Raw genomic sequence first — 19,095 nt, 5'->3', positions numbered from 1 at the left:
GAATCCACATCTGGGCTCGGCTCAGAGCCAGTAGCGGCGCTTGGGCATGTCGGCGACGCCGGGCACCACGCTCTCGAGCACGCCGCCGTTGGCCTCGATGACCTTCGCGGAGGCGATGTTGTCGTCGTCGCACGTCACCAGGATCCGGCTGATGCCGCGTGCCCGCAGCAGGTCGGCCGACTGCCGCAGCATCTCCGTGGCATGTCCGCGACCGCGGAACTGCGGACGCACCGCGTAGCCGATGTGCCCACCCAGCGTCCGGAGGAACTCGTTGAGCTCGAACCGCAGTGACGACCGGCCGACGACCACCCCGTCGACCTCGGCGACGAGGTCGGCATTCGCCACGAAGTCACCGGGGAGGTCGCGACCCTCCTCCCAGCCGTGGACGAGCGCGACGTAGTCGGCCCAGGCGAGGTCGGGCCGGTAGCGGTACGACCAGTGGCCGCCCTCCGCGGCGAGCTCGGCGACGGCAGCCGTGACGTCGGCCTCGTCCTCGAGAGCGAGACGACGAAGGATGAGGCTCAACGAATCGACGCGAACGGCTGGGCGGCCTCGAGCTCGTACGCGAGCTCCAGCAGGATCTGCTCGTCCCCGTGGTCGGCCGAGAAGTGCACGCCGATCGGCAGGTCAGCCGACGAACGGCCAAGGGGGAGCGAGATCGCCGGCCCGCCAGACGCGTTGTTGACCGGTGTGAACGCGGCGTAGGCCTCGAGGCGGTCGAAGAGGGTGCGGAACTCGACGGCCGGCGACAGGAACCCGAGCTCCGGTGTGGTGTGCCCGAGCGTCGGCGACAGGATCACGTCGACGTCGCGGAAGGCCGCCCGGTACGGCACGTCTGACCGCTTGAGCCGGCGGAGCGCGCCGGGCGTACGCCAGGCCTGCTGCACGAAGCGCCGAGCCAGCCCTCGGGTGAGCGGGTCGGTGAGCGTCTTGTCGAAGTCCGGACCCATGACCTTGCGGCCGAATCGCTGCAGTGAGAACGCCATGAGGCCCCAGTAGTGCTTGAAGTCCTCGGCGAACGCGGGATGGACCGGGGCACCGACCTCGACGACGTCGTGCCCCAGCGACGCGAGCAGGTCTGAGGTGGCCAGGACGGCCTTGCGGGTGTCCTCGTCGGTGGGGATGCCGGTGACCGAGTCGACGATCAGACCGATGCGCAGGCGCCGGTCTGCAGGACCCTCGACGAGACCGAGAGGCTTGAGGCCCGCTGCTGGACGGTACGACTGGGTGGCCGCCATGAAGTGCGCCGTGTCGCGCACCGTACGCGTGACGACGCCGTTGGAGATGATGTCGACCGGCATCTTCGCGGCGTCCGCTGCCGGCACGACGCGTCCGCGGGTCGGCTTGAGGCCGACCAGACCGCACGCAGCGGCGGGGATGCGGATCGACCCGCCGCCGTCGTTGGCGTGCGCGATCGGCACGACGCCGGACGCCACCAGGGCTGCGGCACCACCGGACGACGCACCAGCGGAGTAGCCGGTGTTCCACGGGTTGCGGGTCGGCGGCAGGGTCGCGTACTCGGTCGTCGCGTTGAAGCCGAACTCCGGCATGGTCGACTTGCCGAGCACGGTGAACCCGGCCGACAGGAACTGCTCCGTGAACGGCGCGTGCGCGGCGGCGGGCCGAGAGTTGACCGCGAGCGAGCCCTGGTCCGACGGCAGCCCGGCGAAGTCGGTGTTGTCCTTGACGAATGTCGGTACACCGGCGAAGACGCCGTCGGCGGGATCGTCGGACGCCGCGAGACCGCGTTCGAAGTCGCGATGCTGGATCGCGTTGAGCTCGGGGTTCACCAGCTCCGCGCGGGCGATCGCCGCCTCAGCCGCCTCGCGGGCGCTGATCTGGCCTGCAGCAACAGCAGCGGCGACCCCGACAGTGTCGAGGTCGCCGAGTGCGTCGTCGCCGAACGCGTGTACGCGACTGGATTTCTCAGTGGTCACGAGATGACTCTAGGGTCACATCGCAACCTGCAGCCAGAGGCTGGCTGCCAAGATCAGCGAGAGACCTTGCCGGCCTTGAGGCACGAGGTGCACACGTTGACATGCTTGGGGGTCCCGTTCACGACAGCGCGAACGCGCTGGATGTTGGGGTTGAAACGACGCTTCGTGCGTCGGTGCGAGAAGGAGACGTTGTGGCCGAAGCCGGGTCCCTTGGCGCACACGTCACAGACCGCAGCCACGGCGAACTCCTGAGGGTTAGACAACTTTGATGAATGGGGCTGTCCCCGCGGCCTGACGGTGCGACGACAACCGCTCAAGAATAGCCGAAGACCTCACGCCGACGCGAATCCGCCTCGACTGAGGCCGTCCGCGGCCGAACGTCGAGGCGCGCCAGCGGAGCTGGGGGTCCCCCCACGAGCTCTGCGAGTAGGGGGCGAGCGTTCCGCGGCGAAGCCGCCATGCTGCGAGGCGTGGTGAGGTTCTATGCACGGCCGCTCCCGCCCTCCGGCGGTCCTGACCGATAGCCTCGCCCCATGGGCCTCACCCTCAACCCCGCGGCGTTCCGCGCGTGGACGCAGCTGTGCGCCGGGGCGTTGTCGTCGGCCCGGGCCGAGATCGACGCCCTCAACGTGTTCCCCGTCCCGGACAGCGACACCGGGACCAACGCCTACCTGACCTTCGTCTCCGGCGCCGACGCGGTGGCGGCGGTGGGCCCCGACGTGACGTTCCCCGAGCTGGTCAAGGCGTATGTCGACGGGCTGCTGACCGGGGCCAAGGGCAACACCGGCGTGATCTTGTCCCAGCTCGTACGCGCATGCTTCCGCGACCTCGACCTGGCCGGCGGTGACGTCTCGGCGGCTGACGTCGCTCAGGCGTTCGTCGCGGCCTCGGATGCCGCATGGGCGGCCGTCGGCGCACCGGTCGAGGGCACGATCCTCTCGGTCGCCAAGGGCGCCGCCGACGGAGCCACCGAGTCGGCTGCTGCCGGCGTCGACGGACGCACGGTCTTCGGCGAGGCGGCCCGGGCCGCACGTGAGGCCTTGGCCCGCACGCCCGAGCAGATGGAGCTGCTGGCCCGCGCCGGTGTCGTCGATGCCGGCGGCCGCGCGCTCGTCGTGGTGCTGGACGCCACGGAGCAGGCGCTGACCGGACGCATCCCCAAGCCTGCAGCCAGCAGCATCCCGGTCCCGGCGGTCGGTGCCGGCGACGACCTGAGCGCGGACGGTCCCTCGTACGAGGTCATGTATCTCCTCGAGGCCGAGGACGACCGCATCGCTGAGCTTCGCTCGACGCTGATGCCGCTCGGCGACTCGCTCGTGGTCGTCGGTGGCGACCGGCTCTGGAACGTCCACGTGCACGTCGACGACGTGGGCGCGGCCATCGAGGCCGGCATCACGGTGGGGCGGCCCTATCGCATCGCGGTCACGCACTTCGCCGACCAGATGGCACACGCCCCACGTGCAGGCCGGGTCGTGGTCGCTGCGACGACCGGCGAGGGCCTCACGGCGCTCTGCCAGGAGGCCGGGGCGCAGACCCTGGAGTTCACCCGCGGACGGCCGCTGACCGTCGCCGAGATGAGCGCATCGCTGCGCGCCGCCGGGGCCGACGAGGTCATCGTGCTGCCCAACAACCAGAGGTACGTCCGGCAGTTCGAGGCCGCCGCACAGGCCGCCCGCCAGGACGGCATCCGCGTCGCGGTGATCCCGACGCACGCCCAGGTGCAGGGCCTCGCCGCGCTCGCCGTGCACGACGCCGGCCTGGGCTTCGACGAGGTCGTCGTGGCGATGTCGAGCGCCGCCGCCCATACGCAGCACGGAGCCGTCACGATCGCCACCGAGCCCGGCATGACGATGGTCGGGCCGTGCGACGTCGGTGACGTGCTGGGAGTGGTGGCGGGCGACTTCGCGGTCGTCGGCCAGGACATCCTCGCGGTGGCGTACGAGGTCATCGACCGCATCCTGTCACCGGCTGGTGAGATGCTGACGGTCGTGTTGGGTGAGGGCGCCGAGGGGCTGATCGAGCAGTCGATCTCCGAATACCTCCGCACGCTGCGCCCCGACGTCGATCTCGTGGTCTACGACGGCGGCCAGGAGAACTATCCGCTGTTCATCGCGGTGGAGTGATGGTCGAGCTCTCGACCAAGCTGGTCAACGTCCTCGGCGACAAGACCACCAAGCCACTCACCAAGGCGTTCGGCATGGTCGTCGTCGAGGACCTGCTGCGGCACTATCCGCGGCGCTACGCCGAGCTCGGCAAGCTCACGGACCTGTCGAAGCTCGAGGTGGGCGCGCACGTCACGATCATGGCGAGGGTCGCCTCGGCCAAGAACTACTCGTTCGGCCCGGGTGGCCGGCGCACCCGCACGGAGGTCGTGGTCACCGACGGCACGGGCCACCTCACGTTGACGTTCTTCCAACAGGCGTGGCGCCTCAAGTCGATGACGCCGGACTCGCTGGGTCTGGCGGCGGGCGTGGTCACGATGTTCAACGGCAAGCTGCAGCTGACTCATCCGGACTGGGAGGCGCTCACCGAGACCGACGATCCTGCCGGTGGCGCGAGACTGGGCCGCGGCTTCATCCCTCTCTACCGGGCGACCGCCGCCATGGCGTCGTGGAAGATCGCGCAGTGCGTCGAGATGTGCCTCGACGCGATCGGACCGCTCGACGACCCGTTGCCCGACGACGTACGCGCGGCTCATGGCTTCTTCGACCTCAAGGGCTCGTTCGAGGCGATCCACCGCCCACGCAACGCCAAGGACTGGCAGGGCGGCCGCGACCGGTTCCGGTTCGAGGAGGCGTTCGTCGTCCAGACGATCTTCGCCCAGCGCCGCAACGCGCTCGAGCACGAGAGGGCGGCTTCGCGTCCCCTTGCACCGGGTGGGCTCCGCGAGCGCTTCGAGCAGCAGCTGCCGTTCGAGCTCACGGGGGGCCAGAAGTCCGTTGTCGATGAGATCTCCGCCGACCTGACCCGAACGCACCCGATGCACCGTCTGCTGCAGGGCGAGGTCGGATCCGGCAAGACGATCGTGGCCCTGCTGGCCATGCTGCAGGTCGTCGACGCGGGAGCCCAGACCGCCTTGCTGGCTCCGACCGAGGTGCTCGCAGCGCAGCACTACCGCGGCATCACCGCGATGCTCGGCGACCTGGCCAAGGGCGGCATGCTCGGCGGCGCCGACGGGGCCACCCGTGTGCGCCTGCTGACCGGCTCGCAGGGTGCCAAGGCGCGCAAGGAGTCTCTGCTCGACGCCGCGTCGGGGGAGGCCGGCATCGTCATCGGCACCCACGCGCTGATCCAGGACCACGTGCAGTTCGCCGAGCTCGGCCTGCTGGTCGTCGACGAGCAGCACCGCTTCGGCGTCGAGCAGCGCGCCGCCCTGGTCGATCGCGCCGAGGTCACCCCGCACGTGCTGGTCATGACCGCGACCCCGATCCCGCGCACGCTCGCGATGTCGGTGTTCGGCGACCTCGAGGTCTCGACCCTGCGTGAGCTGCCGGCCGGTCGTCAGCCGATCCAGACGACCGTCGTGCCCTACAACGAGCGGCCGCAGTGGCTCGACCGCGGCTGGGAGCGCGTACGCGAGGAGGTCGGCCGCGGCCGTCAGGCGTACGTCGTGGTGTCGCGCATCGGCGAAGGCGACGACGGTGGCGAGAAGGACACCCGTTCGCTCCTCGAGCTGCGCGAAGAGCTCGAGGGCGGCGCGCTGCACGGCCTGCGGCTCGGCAGCCTGCACGGGCGCATGACGCCCGACGACAAGGACACCGCGATGAACGCGTTCGCGCGCGGCGAGATCGACGTGCTCGTCGCCACGACGGTCGTCGAGGTCGGCGTCGACGTGCCCAACGCGACGGTCATGGTCGTCATGGACGCCGACCGCTTCGGCATGTCGCAGCTGCACCAGCTGCGGGGCCGCGTCGGCCGTGGGTCGGAGGCCGGGCTGTGCCTGCTGGTGACCGCGTCGGAGGTCGACACGCCGGCCCGTGAGCGGCTCGACGCAGTGGCATCGACGTCGGACGGCTTCGAGCTGTCGCGGCTCGATGTCGAGCTGCGCCGCGAGGGTGACGTGCTGGGTGCGCGTCAGTCGGGCATCCGGTCGAGCCTCCGGCTGCTGTCGGTCGTCAAGGACGGTGAGGTCATCGAGGAGGCCCGTCGTGTCGCGGACGCCATCGTCGAGGCCGACCCGAAGCTGGCGTCGCATCCCGGACTGGCCGCCGCCGTGCAGGAGCTCGAGCGCTCCGAGCAGGCCGACTACCTGGAGCGCACATGACCCGGATCATCGCCGGCCACTACGGCGGCCGGCGCATCGAGACGCCCAAGGGCGACGGCACGCGCCCGACGTCCGACCGGGTCCGCGAGGCGATGTTCTCGTCGATCCAGTCCGAGCTCGGTGGGTTCGAGAGCCTGCAGGTCCTCGACCTCTTCGCCGGTTCCGGCGCCCTCGGGCTGGAGACGCTTTCGCGGGGCGCCAGTCACGCAACCTTCGTCGAGTCCGACGCGCGTGCGGCAGCGGTGATCAAGGGCAACATCAAGAGCTTGGGTGTTTCCGGGGCCGCGGTCGTGAAGGCAACGGCGAGCGGTTTCCTCGAGCGGGAGCACGACGACGGGTTCGACCTCGTGTTCCTCGACCCGCCGTACGCGTTGCCCACCACGCAGCTGACCGGGCTCGTACGCCGTGCCAAGGAGATCTCGGCGGCCGAAGCGCTGTTCGTCGTCGAGCGGGCGACACGCGATCCGTTCGAGTGGCCGGAGGGTGTCGAAGGTCTCCGTCACAAGAAGTACGGCGAGACGACGGTTTGGTACGGTCGCTGACATGACCAAGGTCGTGTGCCCCGGCTCGTTCGACCCCGTGACCAACGGTCACCTCGACATCATCGAGAGGGCCTCCCGGCTGTTCGACGAGGTCGTCGTCGCGGTGCTCGTCAACGAGAGCAAGAGGGGCCTCTTCACGATCGACGAGCGGCTCGAGCTGCTCGACCGGGCGACGGCGCAGTTCCCGAACGTGTCGACGGCGTCGTTCAACGGACTGCTGGTCGACTTCTGCACCGACAACGGGGTCTCCGCGATCGTCAAGGGCCTGCGCGCGGTCACCGACTTCGACTACGAGCTGCAGATGGCGCAGATGAACGGCAGCCTCACCGAGGTCGACACGTTGTTCATCCCCACGACTCCGGAGTACTCCTTCCTGGCGTCGAGCCTGGTCAAGGAGGTCGCCAAGCACGGTGGCGACGTCTCCCGCCTGGTCCCCGACTTCGTCCTGACCGAGCTGAAGGCCAAGTACGCCTGACGCGCGTACTCGCCCCCTAATGAGGCCGCCCGCGGCCGAATGTGAGCGAAGCGAAGGGGGCTCGCGCAGGTCGCTGATCTCACGTCACCATCGCCTCGGTCGCTGGCGCTCCCTCACGGTCGGCCGCGGACGGCCTCCCTGGCGAGCGAAGAGCGGCATCAGTCAGGGAGCTGGGGCACGGCGAGATGTTCGCGCTTGCCGAGCTGCACGGCCCGACGCAGCGACTTCGAGCCGTACTTGTCGCGCACCGCGTCGATCGCCTCGTCGAGCTGCGCTCCGCTCGTGACGTCGAGCGGCAACGCCAGCTGGGCCGGGTTGTCGTCGAGCGAGCCGACCGAGACGCCGATCAGGGTGATGCCGCGCTCCTTGATCGCTCCGGCCCTCGACGCCAGCAGCAGCCGGGCCACCTCGAGCACCGTCGTGTTGTGCGCCGTCGGCCGGTCCAGCGTGTGGGAGCTCGTCGAACGAGTGAAGTCGCCGAATCGCAGCCGGATCGTCACGGTCCGGCCCGTACGCCCGGCAGCCCGCATCCGTCGGGTGACGCGGTCGACGAGCGTCAGCAGCGCCAGGTCGATCTCGTCGGGGGAGTGCGGGCCACGGCCGATGGCGTGCTGGGCGCCCATCGACCCGCGCCGCTTGCCGACGACGACCGGTCGCGGGTCGCGGTTGTGCGCCAACGCGTGGAGGTGATGCCCGCTGCCGGGGCCGAGCAGCTGCACGAGCTCGATCTCGTACAGCTTGGCGACGTCGCCGACCGTGACGATGCGCTGGTCGCGGAGCTTCTGCGAGGTGACCTTGCCGACGCCCCACAGCCGCTCGACCGGCAGCGCGTGGAGGAACTCGAGCTCCTTCTCGATCGGCACGACGAGCATGCCCTCGGGCTTGGAGACCGCGCTCGCGACCTTGGCGAGGTACTTGGTCCGCGCGACGCCGACCGAGATGGGCAGCCCGACCTTGGTGCGCACGTCGTGGCGCAGCTGCTCGGCGATCGACGACGGCAGACCGCGGATGCGCCGGAGCCCGCCGACCTCGAGGAACGCCTCGTCGATCGAGAGCCCCTCAACCATCGGCGTGGTGTCGCGGAACACGTCGAACACGTCGCGGCTCGCCTGCGTGTAGGCCTTCATCCGCGGCGGCACGACCACGGCGTCGGGGCACAGCCGCAGCGCCTGGCGGCCGCCCATGGCCGTACGAACTCCGCGTGCCTTGGCCTCATAGCTCGCCGCCAGCACGACGCCACCGCCGACGATGACCGGCCGACCGCGCAGCGAGGGGTCGTCGCGCTGCTCGACCGACGCGTAGAACGCGTCGAGGTCAGCGTGCAGGACCGTACCCTCGGACATACCTGCATCGTGTCACCGAGCGGGGACAAACGGTCTCTGCAGGCGAAGGGCGATTGGCTTCGGCTGGGCCCGGCGGGTTACGATTCTCTTCGGCCTGTTCGCAGGTTGAAGTTTTGTCGTGCACTTGGACAGATGGGCAAGCCGTGCTTTCGGGACCGTTGGTTTTCGACACCCACGAGATGGGTCGCAAACCGGGCGCCGAACGTACGCACACCTTGACCGTTCCGGCGCCGGCAGACATGGGTTACGACGTCTACAGCGTGCCCGAGGATTCCCCGATGGAGATCGAGCTTCGGCTCGAGGCCATCATGGAAGGTGTTCTGGCAACAGGCACCATCTCGGCGCGGGCCGTGGGCGAGTGTGTGCGGTGCCTGGACCCGATCGACGAAGCTGTCGTGGTGGGATTCCAGGAGTTGTACCTCTACGAGGCACCTTCTGACACGGAAGAGGCCGAAGAAGAGGAGTTCTTCCTCGAGGACGACCTGCTCGACCTCGAGACCGTCCTGCGGGACGCGGTGGTGCTCGCACTGCCGCACAACCCGTTGTGTGGTCCGGAGTGTCCGGGATTGTGCCCCGAATGTGGAGCACGGCTCGCGGACGATCCAGATCACACACACGGTGAGGCGATCGACCCGAGGTGGGCATCGTTGAGCCAGCTGGCGGAGCAACCGGTCCCGCCAGCCGACCAGACAGGGTCGGACATCACGTCCGACGACAGCAAGGAGTAGATCGTGGCAGTCCCGAAGAGGAAGACATCGCGCAGCAACACGCGCCATCGTCGTGCACAGTGGAAGTCCACCAAGACCGCGATCGTCGACTGCGCGAACCCCGCGTGCGACTCGAAGGTGCAGCCGCATCACGCGTGCACCAAGTGCGGACAGTACGGAGCTCGCGGCGAGCGTCGCCAGGTCCTCTGATCTCTGCAGCAATCAATGCTGATGGGCTCCGGCAGGTTCTCGGTGTGGAGGACCTGGACGCGGGGCTCCTTCAGCATGCCCTGACACATCGCTCGTACGCGTACGAGAACGGTGGCGTCCCCAACAACGAGCGCCTCGAGTTCCTCGGCGACTCGGTGCTGGGGCTGGTCGTCACCGACACGCTCTTCACCGAGCACCCCGAGCTCCCCGAGGGCCAGCTCGCCAAGCTCCGCGCTGCCGTCGTCAGCGCCAAGGCCCTCGCCGAGGTGGCCCGCACCCTCGGCGTCGGTGACCACGTGCGCCTCGGCCGCGGCGAGGAGACCACGGGCGGTCGCGACAAGGCGTCGATCCTGTCCGACACCGTGGAGGCCCTGCTCGGCGCGATCTACGTGCAGTTCGGCATCGAACGATCGGCCGAGGTCATCCACCGCATCTTCGACCCCGTGATCGCCGTGGCGGCCGAGCTCGGCGCCGGTCTCGACTGGAAGACGTCCCTCCAGGAGATCGCCGCCAACAACGACCTCGGCGTGCCGCACTACGTCCTCGAGGGCACCGGCCCCGACCATGACAAGTCCTTCACCGCAGAGGTGCATGTCGGCGAGCGGGTCTTCGGAGGCGGCACCGGCCGCTCCAAGAAGGAGGCCGAGCAGATGGTCGCCGAGATCGCGTGGCGCTCGATCAACGCCGCTCTCGAGAGTTCTGTCGCCGACCCCGCCTAGGCTTCGTACGTGCCAGAGCTGCCAGAGGTCGAAGTCGTCCGTCTCGGCATCCAGGAGCATGTCGTCGGTCGCACGATCACGCAGGCCGTGGTCCACGACGTACGCTCCGTGCGCCGCCACCTGCCCGGGGCGGCCGACTTCACGAGCCGGCTCGCAGGCCGTACGGTCGTTGGCGCCGCCCGGCGCGGCAAGTATCTCTGGATCCAGCTCGACCATGACGACGCCATCTTGTGCCACCTCGGCATGAGCGGTCAGTTCCTCGTCTCCGACATCGGCGCGCCCGAGCCCCGGCACCTGCGCATCGCGCTGACGCTCGACGACGGTCGCGAGCTGCGGTTCGCCGACCAACGCATCTTCGGCGGCATGTCGTTCAGCGAGGACGGCGCGGAGCTACCGCCGGAGATCGCGCACATCGCCCGCGACCCGCTCGACCCGCTGTTCGACCCTGCGGAGTTCAGCGCGCGGCTCCGCAAGCGTGAGACCGGCGTCAAGCGGGCGATCCTCGACCAGACCCTGATCTCCGGGGTCGGCAACATCTATGCCGACGAGTCGCTCTGGCGCACGCCACTGCACTACGCCCGCAACACCCGCCACCTGCGCACCCGCGAGGTCGAGGGGCTGCTGGTGCACATCGGCGAGGTCATGCTCGAGGCCCTGGCGCAGGGCGGCACGTCGTTCGACGCGCTCTACGTCAACGTCAACGGCAACAGCGGCTACTTCGAGCGGTCCCTGCAGGCATACGGGCAGGAGGGCAAGCCGTGCCAGCGGTGCGGCACGCCGATCCGCCGCGATGCGTTCATGAACCGCTCGTCCTACTGGTGTCCCACGTGCCAGCCCCGCCCGCGCAACGGGAAGTTCTGACTACGCTGGCACCGTGCCCCTCACGTTGCAGCCGATGTCTCCCGAGCGTTTCGTGTCGTGGCAGGAGCACCTGGTGGTCGCGTTCGCCAAGGAGAAGGTCGACTCCGGCAACTGGCCGGCCGAGGGTGCGCTGGAGCGCTCAGTCAAGGAGAACGCCCAGGATCTGCCCCAAGGCCTCGACACGCCCGGCCACGACATCTTCGTCGCCCTCGTCGACGGCGAGGAGGTTGGTGTCCTGTGGCTGTTCACCGATCCGGAGCTGACGGTACCCACCACGATGATCTACGACATCGAGGTCGGTGAGGCCCACCGCGGCAAGGGTCTCGGCCGCGAGCTCCTCACAGCCGCGGAGGAATGGTGCGCTGATCACAGCATCGGCGTCCTCAAGCTCCACGTGTTCGCCAACAACACGGCCGCCGTCAGCCTGTACGAGTCGGCCGGCTTCGAGGCGACCAACATCAACATGGCCAAGCAGATCCGATGACCGACGCACCCTATGGCGACGAGGCCCGCGCGCGCTTCGTCGACGAGCCGCCGAAGCGCTCCGGTCGTACGCCCTTCGAGCGCGACCGGGCGCGGGTCGTGCACTCCGCAGCCCTGCGGCGGCTGTCGGCCAAGACGCAGGTCATGGGTGCCGGCTTCGACGACTTCGTCCGCAACCGCCTGACCCACACCCTCGAGGTCGCGCAGGTCGCTAGGGAGCTCGGCAAGGCGCTCGGGTGCGATCCGGACATCGTCGACTCGGCCGCTCTCGCACACGACCTCGGCCATCCACCCTTCGGTCACAACGGCGAGGCGGCCCTGGACGACGCGGCCCAGTCCTGCGGCGGGTTCGAGGGCAACGCCCAGACGCTGCGGATCCTCAGCCGGCTCGAGTCCAAGGCCTTCGCCGCCGACGGATCGAGCGTCGGCCTCAACCTCACCCGCGCGACGCTCTCGGCGTGCGTGAAGTATCCGTGGCTCCGTGGCGAGGCGCCCGATGGCAGCGGCAAGTTCGGCGCGTACGCCGACGACGTGCCCGTCTTCGAGTGGCTCCGCGAGGAGGCACCCGCGATGCGCCGGCCCATCGAGGCGCAGGTCATGGATCTCGCGGACGACATCGCGTACTCCGTGCACGACGTCGAGGACGGCGTCGTGGGCGGCTGGTTCGTGCTGCGGTCGGGCGAGCTCGATCGCGACGCGATCCACGGCGTCGCGCGTGACTGGTACGACTCCGGTGCCACTGACGACCGGCTCGACGCCGCGCTCGGCCGGCTCCAGGAGATGGTGGAATGGCCGACCACGCCGTTCGACGGCAGCCGTGCCGCCCGCGCTGTGCTCAAGAGCCTCACGAGCGCGCTGATCGGCCGGTTCGCGCACGCCGCTGAGCTGGCGACAGTCGACACGTGGGGCGGCGGCCCGCTCATCCGCTTCGCCGCTGATCTCGAGGTGCCGGACGACACGCGCGACGAGATCACCGTGCTCAAGTCGATCGCGGCCCACTACGTCATGCGGTCCGACGACCGGGCCGGTCCGCTCAGCCGTCAGCGTGAGCTGTTGTTGGCGCTCGTCGAGGTGCTCGACAAGTCCGACGGCCAGGAGCTCGAGGCCGAGTTCGCCCTCGACTTCGCGCATGCCGCGGACGATGCCGCGAGGCGCCGCGTCGTGATCGACCAGGTCGCCAGCCTGACCGACGCCTCGGCGCGCACCTGGGCCCTCCGCCTGCTCAACTGACGTACGTCAGCGGCCGATGCTCTGGAAGTCGACGTAGTGCAGGTAGTGGTCCGACAGCTTGTTGTCGACGTGCTGGAAGTACTTGTCGATCGTGGTGTTGAGGCGGAACAGGTCGACGTCGATCGGCTTGCCCTCGCGCTTGGGCCCCCACTTCGAGGCGGTCTTGTACTTGTAGTTGACCTTCTTCGTGGCGTGCTTGCCGCCAGAGATCCAGTTCCACTCCTCGACGTCGTCTTCCGCTGACGGCAGGTTCGTGTCACCGGTGACGAACACGTTGGCGTACGGGACCTGGTTCTCGTCGGCGAGCTCGAGCGCCCTCGTCACGACCTCCTTCAGCTGCTGCTTCTGGACGCTGTTGCCCTCGTTCTCGTTGTGGAACGAGACCGCGAGACAGCGCGTGCCCTCGCACTCGTACGCCACCCAGGCCCACGGCTTGTCGTCGTCGTCGAGCTCGGTGGGCACGAACCGGAGGCCGGACGAGACCTGGGTGCATCGCGGACCCAGGTAGATCTCACGGCCCTTGCCACCCTTGGAGACGCGTCGAAACCCGCCGGGCTCGAGTGCGGCGTCCATCTCGTCCAGGCTGTGGATCTCGAGCTCCTGCAGACAGATCACGGTCGGCACGTACTTCAGGATCTGTGCGCCGATCTTGGGGGCCCTCTTCTGTGACGTCTTCGCGCCCTTGACCTTGTCGTAGCCCGCGCAGTTCATCGACACGACGCGCTGCTTGACCATGAAGTGATCTCGCGACCCGAGCATGTTGCCCGACATCGCGCGGATCGGAGCCTCCGCGGGTGTCCTCGCGAGCCGCTTGAGGGTCGTGTCGCCCGGATAGCCGTCGGCGGCATCGCCGATCCAGCCCTGCGCCTCCTGGAAGAGCTGGACGGCCTTGCGGTCGGTGACCGTGAAGTCCGGGCTCGGGCCCGTGGCGTACGGCGGGACGATGCCGAGACTCGTGAGATGGAGCACCAGGCGCTCGCCGAGCCACATCACGTGCGGACCATGTGCACCGATGAAGTACGCGGCCGGATCCATCTTGTCCGTGGACTCCGACTTGGGCCGGTCCGTGAGCGTGACGCCGTCACCCGTGACGAGGATGTAGCCGACGAGCTCCTTCTTCCACGACTTCTCGATCGACTTGATCGTGACCTTGCCGCGGATCCCATCCTTGGGCCGGTCGGTCGAGTATTCCTTGCCGCCTCCCGCGCCGACCGCGACGTGACCGGCCTTGCCACCGTTCGTCGTCGCCTTGGGCCGTGGTGCGTGGAAGACCATCGCGCCCGCGGGGATGTCCTTGGGGTCGTTGGTCTTGACGACCTTGCCGTTCTTGACCGCTGACAGCCAGAAGTTGTAGGCCCATTTCTCGCCGTGGCCACCCCAGCTGTAGGGCCCGGTCAGGCCGAAGATCTCGACGACCTCGAGCAAGCAGTAGCCGACCTGGTTCTTCTTGCCGTCGAGCTTCTTGGCCCGTGCGAGCGCGTCCGACATCGTGTACTTCGCGTATGTGACCATGGCGCCTCCCAATGCGCATAGTCCTGTCGCTGCAGCAGGAATCGCCTGTCACACTACGCCCCCGGGTGGGTGATGCACAGATGTTCGCCTCGGCCGGACAAGCCGTGGGTGGGGCCGACTAACATTCACCCCATGGCCGGACGCATCAAGGACGAGGACATCCAGCTCGTCCGTGAGCGCACCCGCATCGACGAGGTCATCGAGCAGTACGTCACGCTCAAGAACGCCGGCGGCGGCTCGCGCAAGGGTCTGTGCCCGTTCCACGACGAGAAGTCGCCGTCGTTCAACGTACGCCCGTCGGTCGGGTCCTATCACTGCTTCGGCTGCGGTGCGGGCGGCGACGTGTTCCGGTTCGTCATGGAGATCGAGGGCCTGAGCTTCGTCGAGACCGTCGAACGGCTCGCCGCCAAGGCCGGCATCACCCTGCGCTACGAGGACGGCGGCCACACCGGCCCCCGCCGTGACCCCAACCAGCGGCCACGGCTGCTTGCCGCGCACCGAGAGGCGGGGGAGTTCTACGCCGCCGCGCTGCAGAGCTCCAAGGACGCCGAGGTCGGCCGTCAGTTCGTCAAGGACCGCGGCTTCGACCAGGCCGCCGCCGAGAGGTTCGGCATGGGGTTCGCGCCGCGTGGGGGAGAGGCGCTCGTCGCCCACCTCAAGTCCAAGGGGTTCACCGACGAGGAGCTCACGATCGGTGGCCTGGCTGCCAGCGGTTCGCGCGGCCTCTACGACCGGTTCCGCGGCCGGCTGCTGTGGCCCATCCGCGAGATGACCGGCGAGATCATCGGCTTCGGTGCGCGCCGCATGTTCGACGACGACCGCGTCGAGGCCAAGTACCTCAACACCTCCGAGACACCGATCTACAAGAAGAGCCAGGTGCTCTACGGCCTCGACCTCGCCCGCCGCTCGATCTCCTCGTCGGGCCAGGCCGTCATCGTCGAGGGCTACACCGACGTCATGGCCTGCCACGAGGCAGGCGTGACGACCGCGGTCGCGACGTGCGGCACCGCCTTCGGCGAGGACCACGCCCGCGTCATGCGCCGGCTGATGCTCGACGACCAGGCATTCCACGGCGAGGTCATCTTCACGTTCGACGGCGACGAGGCCGGCCAGCGGGCCGCGCTCAAGACGTTCAGCGGTGACCAACAGTTCGTCGCCCAGACCTATGTCGCGGTCGAGGCCCGCGGCATGGACCCGTGCGACTTGCGCCTCGCCGAGGGCGATGCCGCCGTCCGCGAGCTCGTGGCGTCGCGCATACCGCTCTACCGGTTCGTGCTCGACAACATGCTGAGCAAGTACGACCTCGATCGTGGCGACCAGCGTGTCGACGCCGTACGCGAGGCGGTGTCGTTGGCGTCGGCGATCCGCGACAAGTCCAAGGTCGACGAGCTGCTCCGCGAGATCGCCGGCCGCGTCGGCAGCGACATCGAGCAGGTGCGAGCCGAGCACCGCAGGCGTGCGACGACGAAGCCCGCGGCCGCCACGCAGGCGACCGCCGAGGCGCCGGTCGCCCAGCCGCCGAGCCAGGTCGTCAGCTTCGGCGCACCCCAGTTCGCCGACGAGCGCGAGGCGCTCAAGGCGATCGTGCAGTACCCGCATCTCGCCCGCGAGCACGCCGACGAGCTCGACGACAACGACTTCACGCACTTCGTGTCCAAGTACCTCTGGAAGCACATCCAGGGCATGACCTGGCCGACCGGTCCCGACACCAACTGGCTTCCCCGGCTCGCCGAGTCTGTGCACGACGACGACGCCAAGCGCGTGCTCTCGGTCGCGGCCGTCGAGCCCATGCGCGCCCGCGAGAGCAACACCGCCGCGGTCGTCGCGTCGGTGATCCTGCGGCTGCAGATGCTGACGTGCGGGCGGCGCATCACCGAGGTCAAGTCCAAGCTGCAGCGCACCAACCCGATCGAGCAGGCCGAGTCCTACAACCGGATGTTCGGCGAGCTGATCGCCCTCGAGCAGCAGTTCCGCACCCTGCGGGACCGTTCGCTCGGCGGCGACGTCCCCAGCTGACCCGCGTACTCTCCGCAGTCCACAGGACACCAGGCGAGCCGGGCACCAGGCCCGCGTCTCGACCGAGTCTGGGGGCATGGACAGATTCGTACGGGAGCTGCTCTCCCTGCCGCCGATGGACGCGGCCGAGGAGCTCACCCTCGCCCGCCTCGCGCGACGTGGCGACCGGGACGCGCGCGAAGCCCTGATCACCGCCGGGATGCGTGCCGTCGTGATGCGGGCGCGGTTGAGGGGGCTCAACGGGGAGGAGCTGCGTGATGCCGTGCAGTCGGGCGCCGTCGGGCTGATCCGGGCGATCGACCGCTTCGACCCCGACCGTGGCGCCCGCCTCGCGACGTACGCCTGGCACTGGATCGGCGCCGCGATGTCCGTCGAGCACCGCCCGGAGCAGCCGCTCGGCGACGAGGACCGGCCGGCACCGCAGGCCGAATCCGCTGATCCCGATCTGCTCGACGGCATGTCCGACGAGCTCGCCGAGGTGCTGCGCCTGCGCTTCGGTCTGGGCGATCCGCTGGCCGTCCCGATGCCTCGTCGCGTGGTCGGCGAACGCCTCGGCCTGACGGTCGCCCAGGTCCGCACGATCGAGGGCAAGGCGATGCGACAACTCCGTCGGCGGCTTGCTAAAGTAGTTGACCGTGCTCCTTCGCAAGAGGAGCCGATCCCCCATAGCTCAATTGGCAGAGCATTCGACTGTTAATCGGAGGGTTCTTGGTTCGAGTCCAAGTGGGGGAGCAGTACACGCCTCTGACCAGCATTGACGTAAGTCTTCGCAGGTCAGAGGCGCTTCTGTTACCGGTTAAGTTGCCTGTAAACGGGAGCGGCATTCAGAGTAGTGCGGCCAACGAGGATTTGTCGCCGTCGAAGTCGCGTGCAAGGTAAACGCTGGCAGTCATCGACGGATCGCTGTGCCCTGCAGGAGTTGGTCGGCAAGTCTCACGCAGGACTCGGACGTCTTGAGTCAGTCAGGACCACAGGGACGAAGAACCTGATGGGCAACAGCGGCCACGCAAACGGAGCAGCCACTTCAGTGGAAGCGGTGTTCATTTCGGCCATGCCCAACCGATAGCAACACTGCACCAACGCACGACCGCAACCGCCCTCCCATCCTCAGGATGTGGGGGCTCTTGCTATTTCGGGCGCCTTCTCGATAGTGGCAACTTTTGAGCTGCTAGGAACCCCAGATGAGTGGATTGTCTCTGGTGGGGTTACGCCCCCTCCACCAGAAACCGCATCACTGTCGCGACTTCGGTCTAGGCTGCGCGCATGAACCTACGATCCAGGTTCGGTCGCCCGACGGGTCGCGCGGAGGCCAAGGTACCCCGCGGTTATACCGCCCTGCGCCTGAACATTTTGGCACGAGATCACGTTGGTAAATGTTCAGATCTCGAAGCCTGATGTCGTTTGGGGTTTTGGAGCCGCGTCCCAAGTCGCTCAACATGAGACGGCTGAATTCCTGGCAGCGCACGACGCTTGTCGCCCATATCTCAACGAGCTTGTGGGCGTCTACCTCGATCATGATCCGAATGTCACCACTCAGGATGACGTGGTCGACGGCCTCGTATCGGGATGGATGATCGGTGAGATCGAGCGACGCGACGGACGTGCGCTCCAGGGGTTCACGAGCGACAGAGTTGTGTTCGCGCTGACGAACTTAAAAGTCGGATTTGTGGGGGAACGGAGCGCGCTCAGGCGCAGGTATTCGGAAGCCTGCTACTTCGCGAACGTGTGCAAGGAGACGCCAGCTGCAGTGAGAGAGCTTGTCGAGGCAGGCATGCGCTGACCGAATGAGACAAAGGAACCCCAGGCAGCAGAGTTGTTTCCGAAGGGGTTACCGCCGGTGATTGCTGCGCTTAAGTGTCGGTGCCTCGTGGCAGTCTGTGGGGATGAGCGAACAGCCCGAGCGCGAAGTGGTAGGTGCAGAACTTGCGGATGCAGCGGGCGATCTTCCGACTTACCCGCGCGACTCCCCGTCCCAATCCGTTCGCGTCACCCGCGAAGTGCGGCTGAGGGCATGGGTCGGGCGTCGAGACAATCTCGACCGTCTCGTGACGATCATGCAGGATTCTCTATCCAAGGTTTATGACGACGCGGTTCGGTCCCTGCCGGGGGACGACAGGATGCGCCGACGAGAAGCTGAGCATCTTTTGGATGCGCTATCCGTCTCGTCCAGCATTGATGCACGCAGCGGCAACATCGAAAGGACGGGAACGCTCGATCGAATCCTCGCCGAGGTCGACGTGCGCGACGTTCGCAGGGTCAGAATCCGAAACTCTGGCTCGTACGACGACGAGCATGGCATCCCTACGATCGAACTGACGATGAAATCGGGCATGGACGAGGCATGGCCCGTGACGCTCAAAGTGACCGGAGTAGATCGCCAATGGGTCGGCGGAATGTACGACACTCTGTCGGCCGAACTGAGAGCAAGGATGCCTTGGTGGACTTGGCTTCGTCAGGGCCGAGCCAGCATGGCAGTGGGGGCTGTGTGCACGCTCGCGTTCTTCTTTTGGCGATACGCAGGGTCTCCCGCTGACGACCGTGCCGACGCCTCAATCGTCCTGACATTCGCTTTGGTGTGCCTGGTTGGCGGCGGGTTTATCTCGGCATTCGCTCTCAACCCATTCTTCCGAATCTTGATCCCTTGCTTTGAGATAGTCGAGCCCGGCGAGACGCCTCGGGGACGCAAAGCACTGACTATTGCAGTGGGAGCAGCTTCGTTCTTCATAGGCGTTGCAGGCTTACTGCTCGCTCTATAGCCACAACGTCGTGGCAGCTAGGCCTTCGGCATTCCCGTGG

Annotated in this window: 19 protein-coding genes and 1 tRNA gene; 15 read left to right on the top strand and 5 right to left on the bottom strand. The window is 68.0% G+C overall.

The window, feature by feature from the left end; genetic code table 11:
• Nucleotides 1-21: 21 nt before the first annotated feature.
• Genes BOSE46_RS14490 through rpmB form a run of 3 tightly spaced genes read right to left on the bottom strand, consistent with a single transcriptional unit; the run spans nt 22 to nt 2,176 of the window.
• Nucleotides 22-525, bottom strand: coding sequence for a GNAT family N-acetyltransferase (locus BOSE46_RS14490; RefSeq protein ID WP_159540911.1), 504 nt, complete (start codon nt 523-525; stop codon nt 22-24).
• Nucleotides 522-1,937 (bottom strand): amidase, encoded by a 1,416-nt coding sequence (locus BOSE46_RS14485; protein ID WP_159540910.1) that lies wholly within the window; start codon nt 1,935-1,937, stop codon nt 522-524. Before BOSE46_RS14485 ends, BOSE46_RS14490 begins: the two co-directional genes overlap by 4 nt.
• A gap of 53 nt (nt 1,938-1,990) precedes the next feature.
• On the bottom strand, nt 1,991-2,176 hold the full coding sequence (gene rpmB, locus BOSE46_RS14480; protein WP_159540909.1) for a 50S ribosomal protein L28: 186 nt from the start codon (nt 2,174-2,176) through the stop codon (nt 1,991-1,993).
• 294 nt (nt 2,177-2,470) lie between these two features.
• On the opposite strand from rpmB, the gene BOSE46_RS14475 reads away from it, so the two are divergent.
• From BOSE46_RS14475 to coaD, 4 genes are read left to right on the top strand one after another with little or no spacing between them, the layout of a single operon-like run.
• Nucleotides 2,471-4,060, top strand: coding sequence for a DAK2 domain-containing protein (locus tag BOSE46_RS14475; RefSeq protein WP_159540908.1), 1,590 nt, complete (start codon nt 2,471-2,473; stop codon nt 4,058-4,060).
• Nucleotides 4,060-6,201 carry an ATP-dependent DNA helicase RecG gene (gene recG / locus BOSE46_RS14470; protein ID WP_159540907.1) on the top strand — a complete coding sequence of 714 codons (2,142 nt, stop codon included), beginning with the start codon at nt 4,060-4,062 and terminating at the stop codon, nt 6,199-6,201. Before BOSE46_RS14475 ends, recG begins: the two co-directional genes overlap by 1 nt.
• Nucleotides 6,198-6,743: a 16S rRNA (guanine(966)-N(2))-methyltransferase RsmD gene (rsmD, locus tag BOSE46_RS14465; protein WP_159540906.1), complete on the top strand. Its 546-nt coding sequence runs from the start codon at nt 6,198-6,200 to the stop codon at nt 6,741-6,743. The genes recG and rsmD overlap by 4 nt, the downstream gene beginning before the upstream one ends.
• Nucleotide 6,744: 1 nt before the next feature.
• Complete coding sequence (gene coaD / locus BOSE46_RS14460; protein ID WP_159540905.1) at nt 6,745-7,218, top strand: pantetheine-phosphate adenylyltransferase; 474 nt, start codon at nt 6,745-6,747, stop codon at nt 7,216-7,218.
• Nucleotides 7,219-7,376: 158 nt separating this feature from the next.
• Here coaD and dinB read toward each other — a convergent pair whose 3' ends face one another.
• Nucleotides 7,377-8,561 (bottom strand): DNA polymerase IV, encoded by a 1,185-nt coding sequence (gene dinB, locus BOSE46_RS14455; RefSeq protein WP_159540904.1) that lies wholly within the window; start codon nt 8,559-8,561, stop codon nt 7,377-7,379.
• Between the two features lie 179 nt (nt 8,562-8,740).
• Here dinB and BOSE46_RS14450 point away from each other — a divergent pair, with 179 nt between their 5' ends.
• From BOSE46_RS14450 to BOSE46_RS14425, 6 genes are read left to right on the top strand one after another with little or no spacing between them, the layout of a single operon-like run.
• Nucleotides 8,741-9,289 (top strand): DUF177 domain-containing protein, encoded by a 549-nt coding sequence (locus BOSE46_RS14450; RefSeq protein WP_159540903.1) that lies wholly within the window; start codon nt 8,741-8,743, stop codon nt 9,287-9,289.
• A gap of 3 nt (nt 9,290-9,292) precedes the next feature.
• Nucleotides 9,293-9,478: a 50S ribosomal protein L32 gene (gene rpmF / locus BOSE46_RS14445; RefSeq protein WP_159540902.1), complete on the top strand. Its 186-nt coding sequence runs from the start codon at nt 9,293-9,295 to the stop codon at nt 9,476-9,478.
• A gap of 44 nt (nt 9,479-9,522) precedes the next feature.
• A complete protein-coding gene (gene rnc, locus BOSE46_RS14440) occupies nt 9,523-10,197 on the top strand; it encodes a ribonuclease III (RefSeq protein WP_256366726.1) in 675 nt (224 codons plus the stop codon).
• Between the two features lie 9 nt (nt 10,198-10,206).
• Entirely contained in the window at nt 10,207-11,058 is an 852-nt protein-coding gene (mutM, locus tag BOSE46_RS14435; protein ID WP_159540901.1) for a bifunctional DNA-formamidopyrimidine glycosylase/DNA-(apurinic or apyrimidinic site) lyase, read from the top strand.
• 13 nt (nt 11,059-11,071) lie between these two features.
• Nucleotides 11,072-11,542, top strand: coding sequence for a GNAT family N-acetyltransferase (locus BOSE46_RS14430; protein ID WP_159540900.1), 471 nt, complete (start codon nt 11,072-11,074; stop codon nt 11,540-11,542).
• Complete coding sequence (locus BOSE46_RS14425; protein WP_159540899.1) at nt 11,539-12,771, top strand: deoxyguanosinetriphosphate triphosphohydrolase; 1,233 nt, start codon at nt 11,539-11,541, stop codon at nt 12,769-12,771. Before BOSE46_RS14430 ends, BOSE46_RS14425 begins: the two co-directional genes overlap by 4 nt.
• 6 nt (nt 12,772-12,777) lie before the next feature.
• On the opposite strand, the gene BOSE46_RS14420 is transcribed toward BOSE46_RS14425, so the two are convergent.
• The gene (locus tag BOSE46_RS14420; protein ID WP_159540898.1) at nt 12,778-14,283 is read right to left on the bottom strand and encodes a hypothetical protein; all 1,506 of its coding nucleotides are present in this window, start codon (nt 14,281-14,283) and stop codon (nt 12,778-12,780) included.
• 132 nt (nt 14,284-14,415) lie between these two features.
• Here BOSE46_RS14420 and dnaG point away from each other — a divergent pair, with 132 nt between their 5' ends.
• From dnaG to BOSE46_RS14395, 5 genes are all read left to right on the top strand, one after another.
• Complete coding sequence (dnaG, locus tag BOSE46_RS14415) at nt 14,416-16,299, top strand: DNA primase (RefSeq protein WP_159540897.1); 1,884 nt, start codon at nt 14,416-14,418, stop codon at nt 16,297-16,299.
• A 76-nt stretch (nt 16,300-16,375) separates the two neighbouring features.
• Complete coding sequence (locus tag BOSE46_RS21730) at nt 16,376-16,996, top strand: sigma-70 family RNA polymerase sigma factor (protein WP_159542793.1); 621 nt, start codon at nt 16,376-16,378, stop codon at nt 16,994-16,996.
• Nucleotides 16,959-17,031 (top strand) — tRNA-Asn (locus BOSE46_RS14405). The genes BOSE46_RS21730 and BOSE46_RS14405 overlap by 38 nt, the downstream gene beginning before the upstream one ends.
• 763 nt (nt 17,032-17,794) lie before the next feature.
• Nucleotides 17,795-18,079: a hypothetical protein gene (locus tag BOSE46_RS14400; protein ID WP_159540896.1), complete on the top strand. Its 285-nt coding sequence runs from the start codon at nt 17,795-17,797 to the stop codon at nt 18,077-18,079.
• 103 nt (nt 18,080-18,182) lie between these two features.
• A complete protein-coding gene (locus tag BOSE46_RS14395; RefSeq protein WP_159540895.1) occupies nt 18,183-19,055 on the top strand; it encodes a hypothetical protein in 873 nt (290 codons plus the stop codon).
• Nucleotides 19,056-19,095 lie beyond the last annotated feature (40 nt).

Source organism: Aeromicrobium sp. 9AM (genome assembly GCF_902506105.1).
GTDB lineage: Bacteria > Actinomycetota > Actinomycetes > Propionibacteriales > Nocardioidaceae > Aeromicrobium.
The sequence above is the reverse complement of the archived record's forward strand: the minus strand, read 5'-3'. Positions and strand labels throughout refer to the sequence as shown.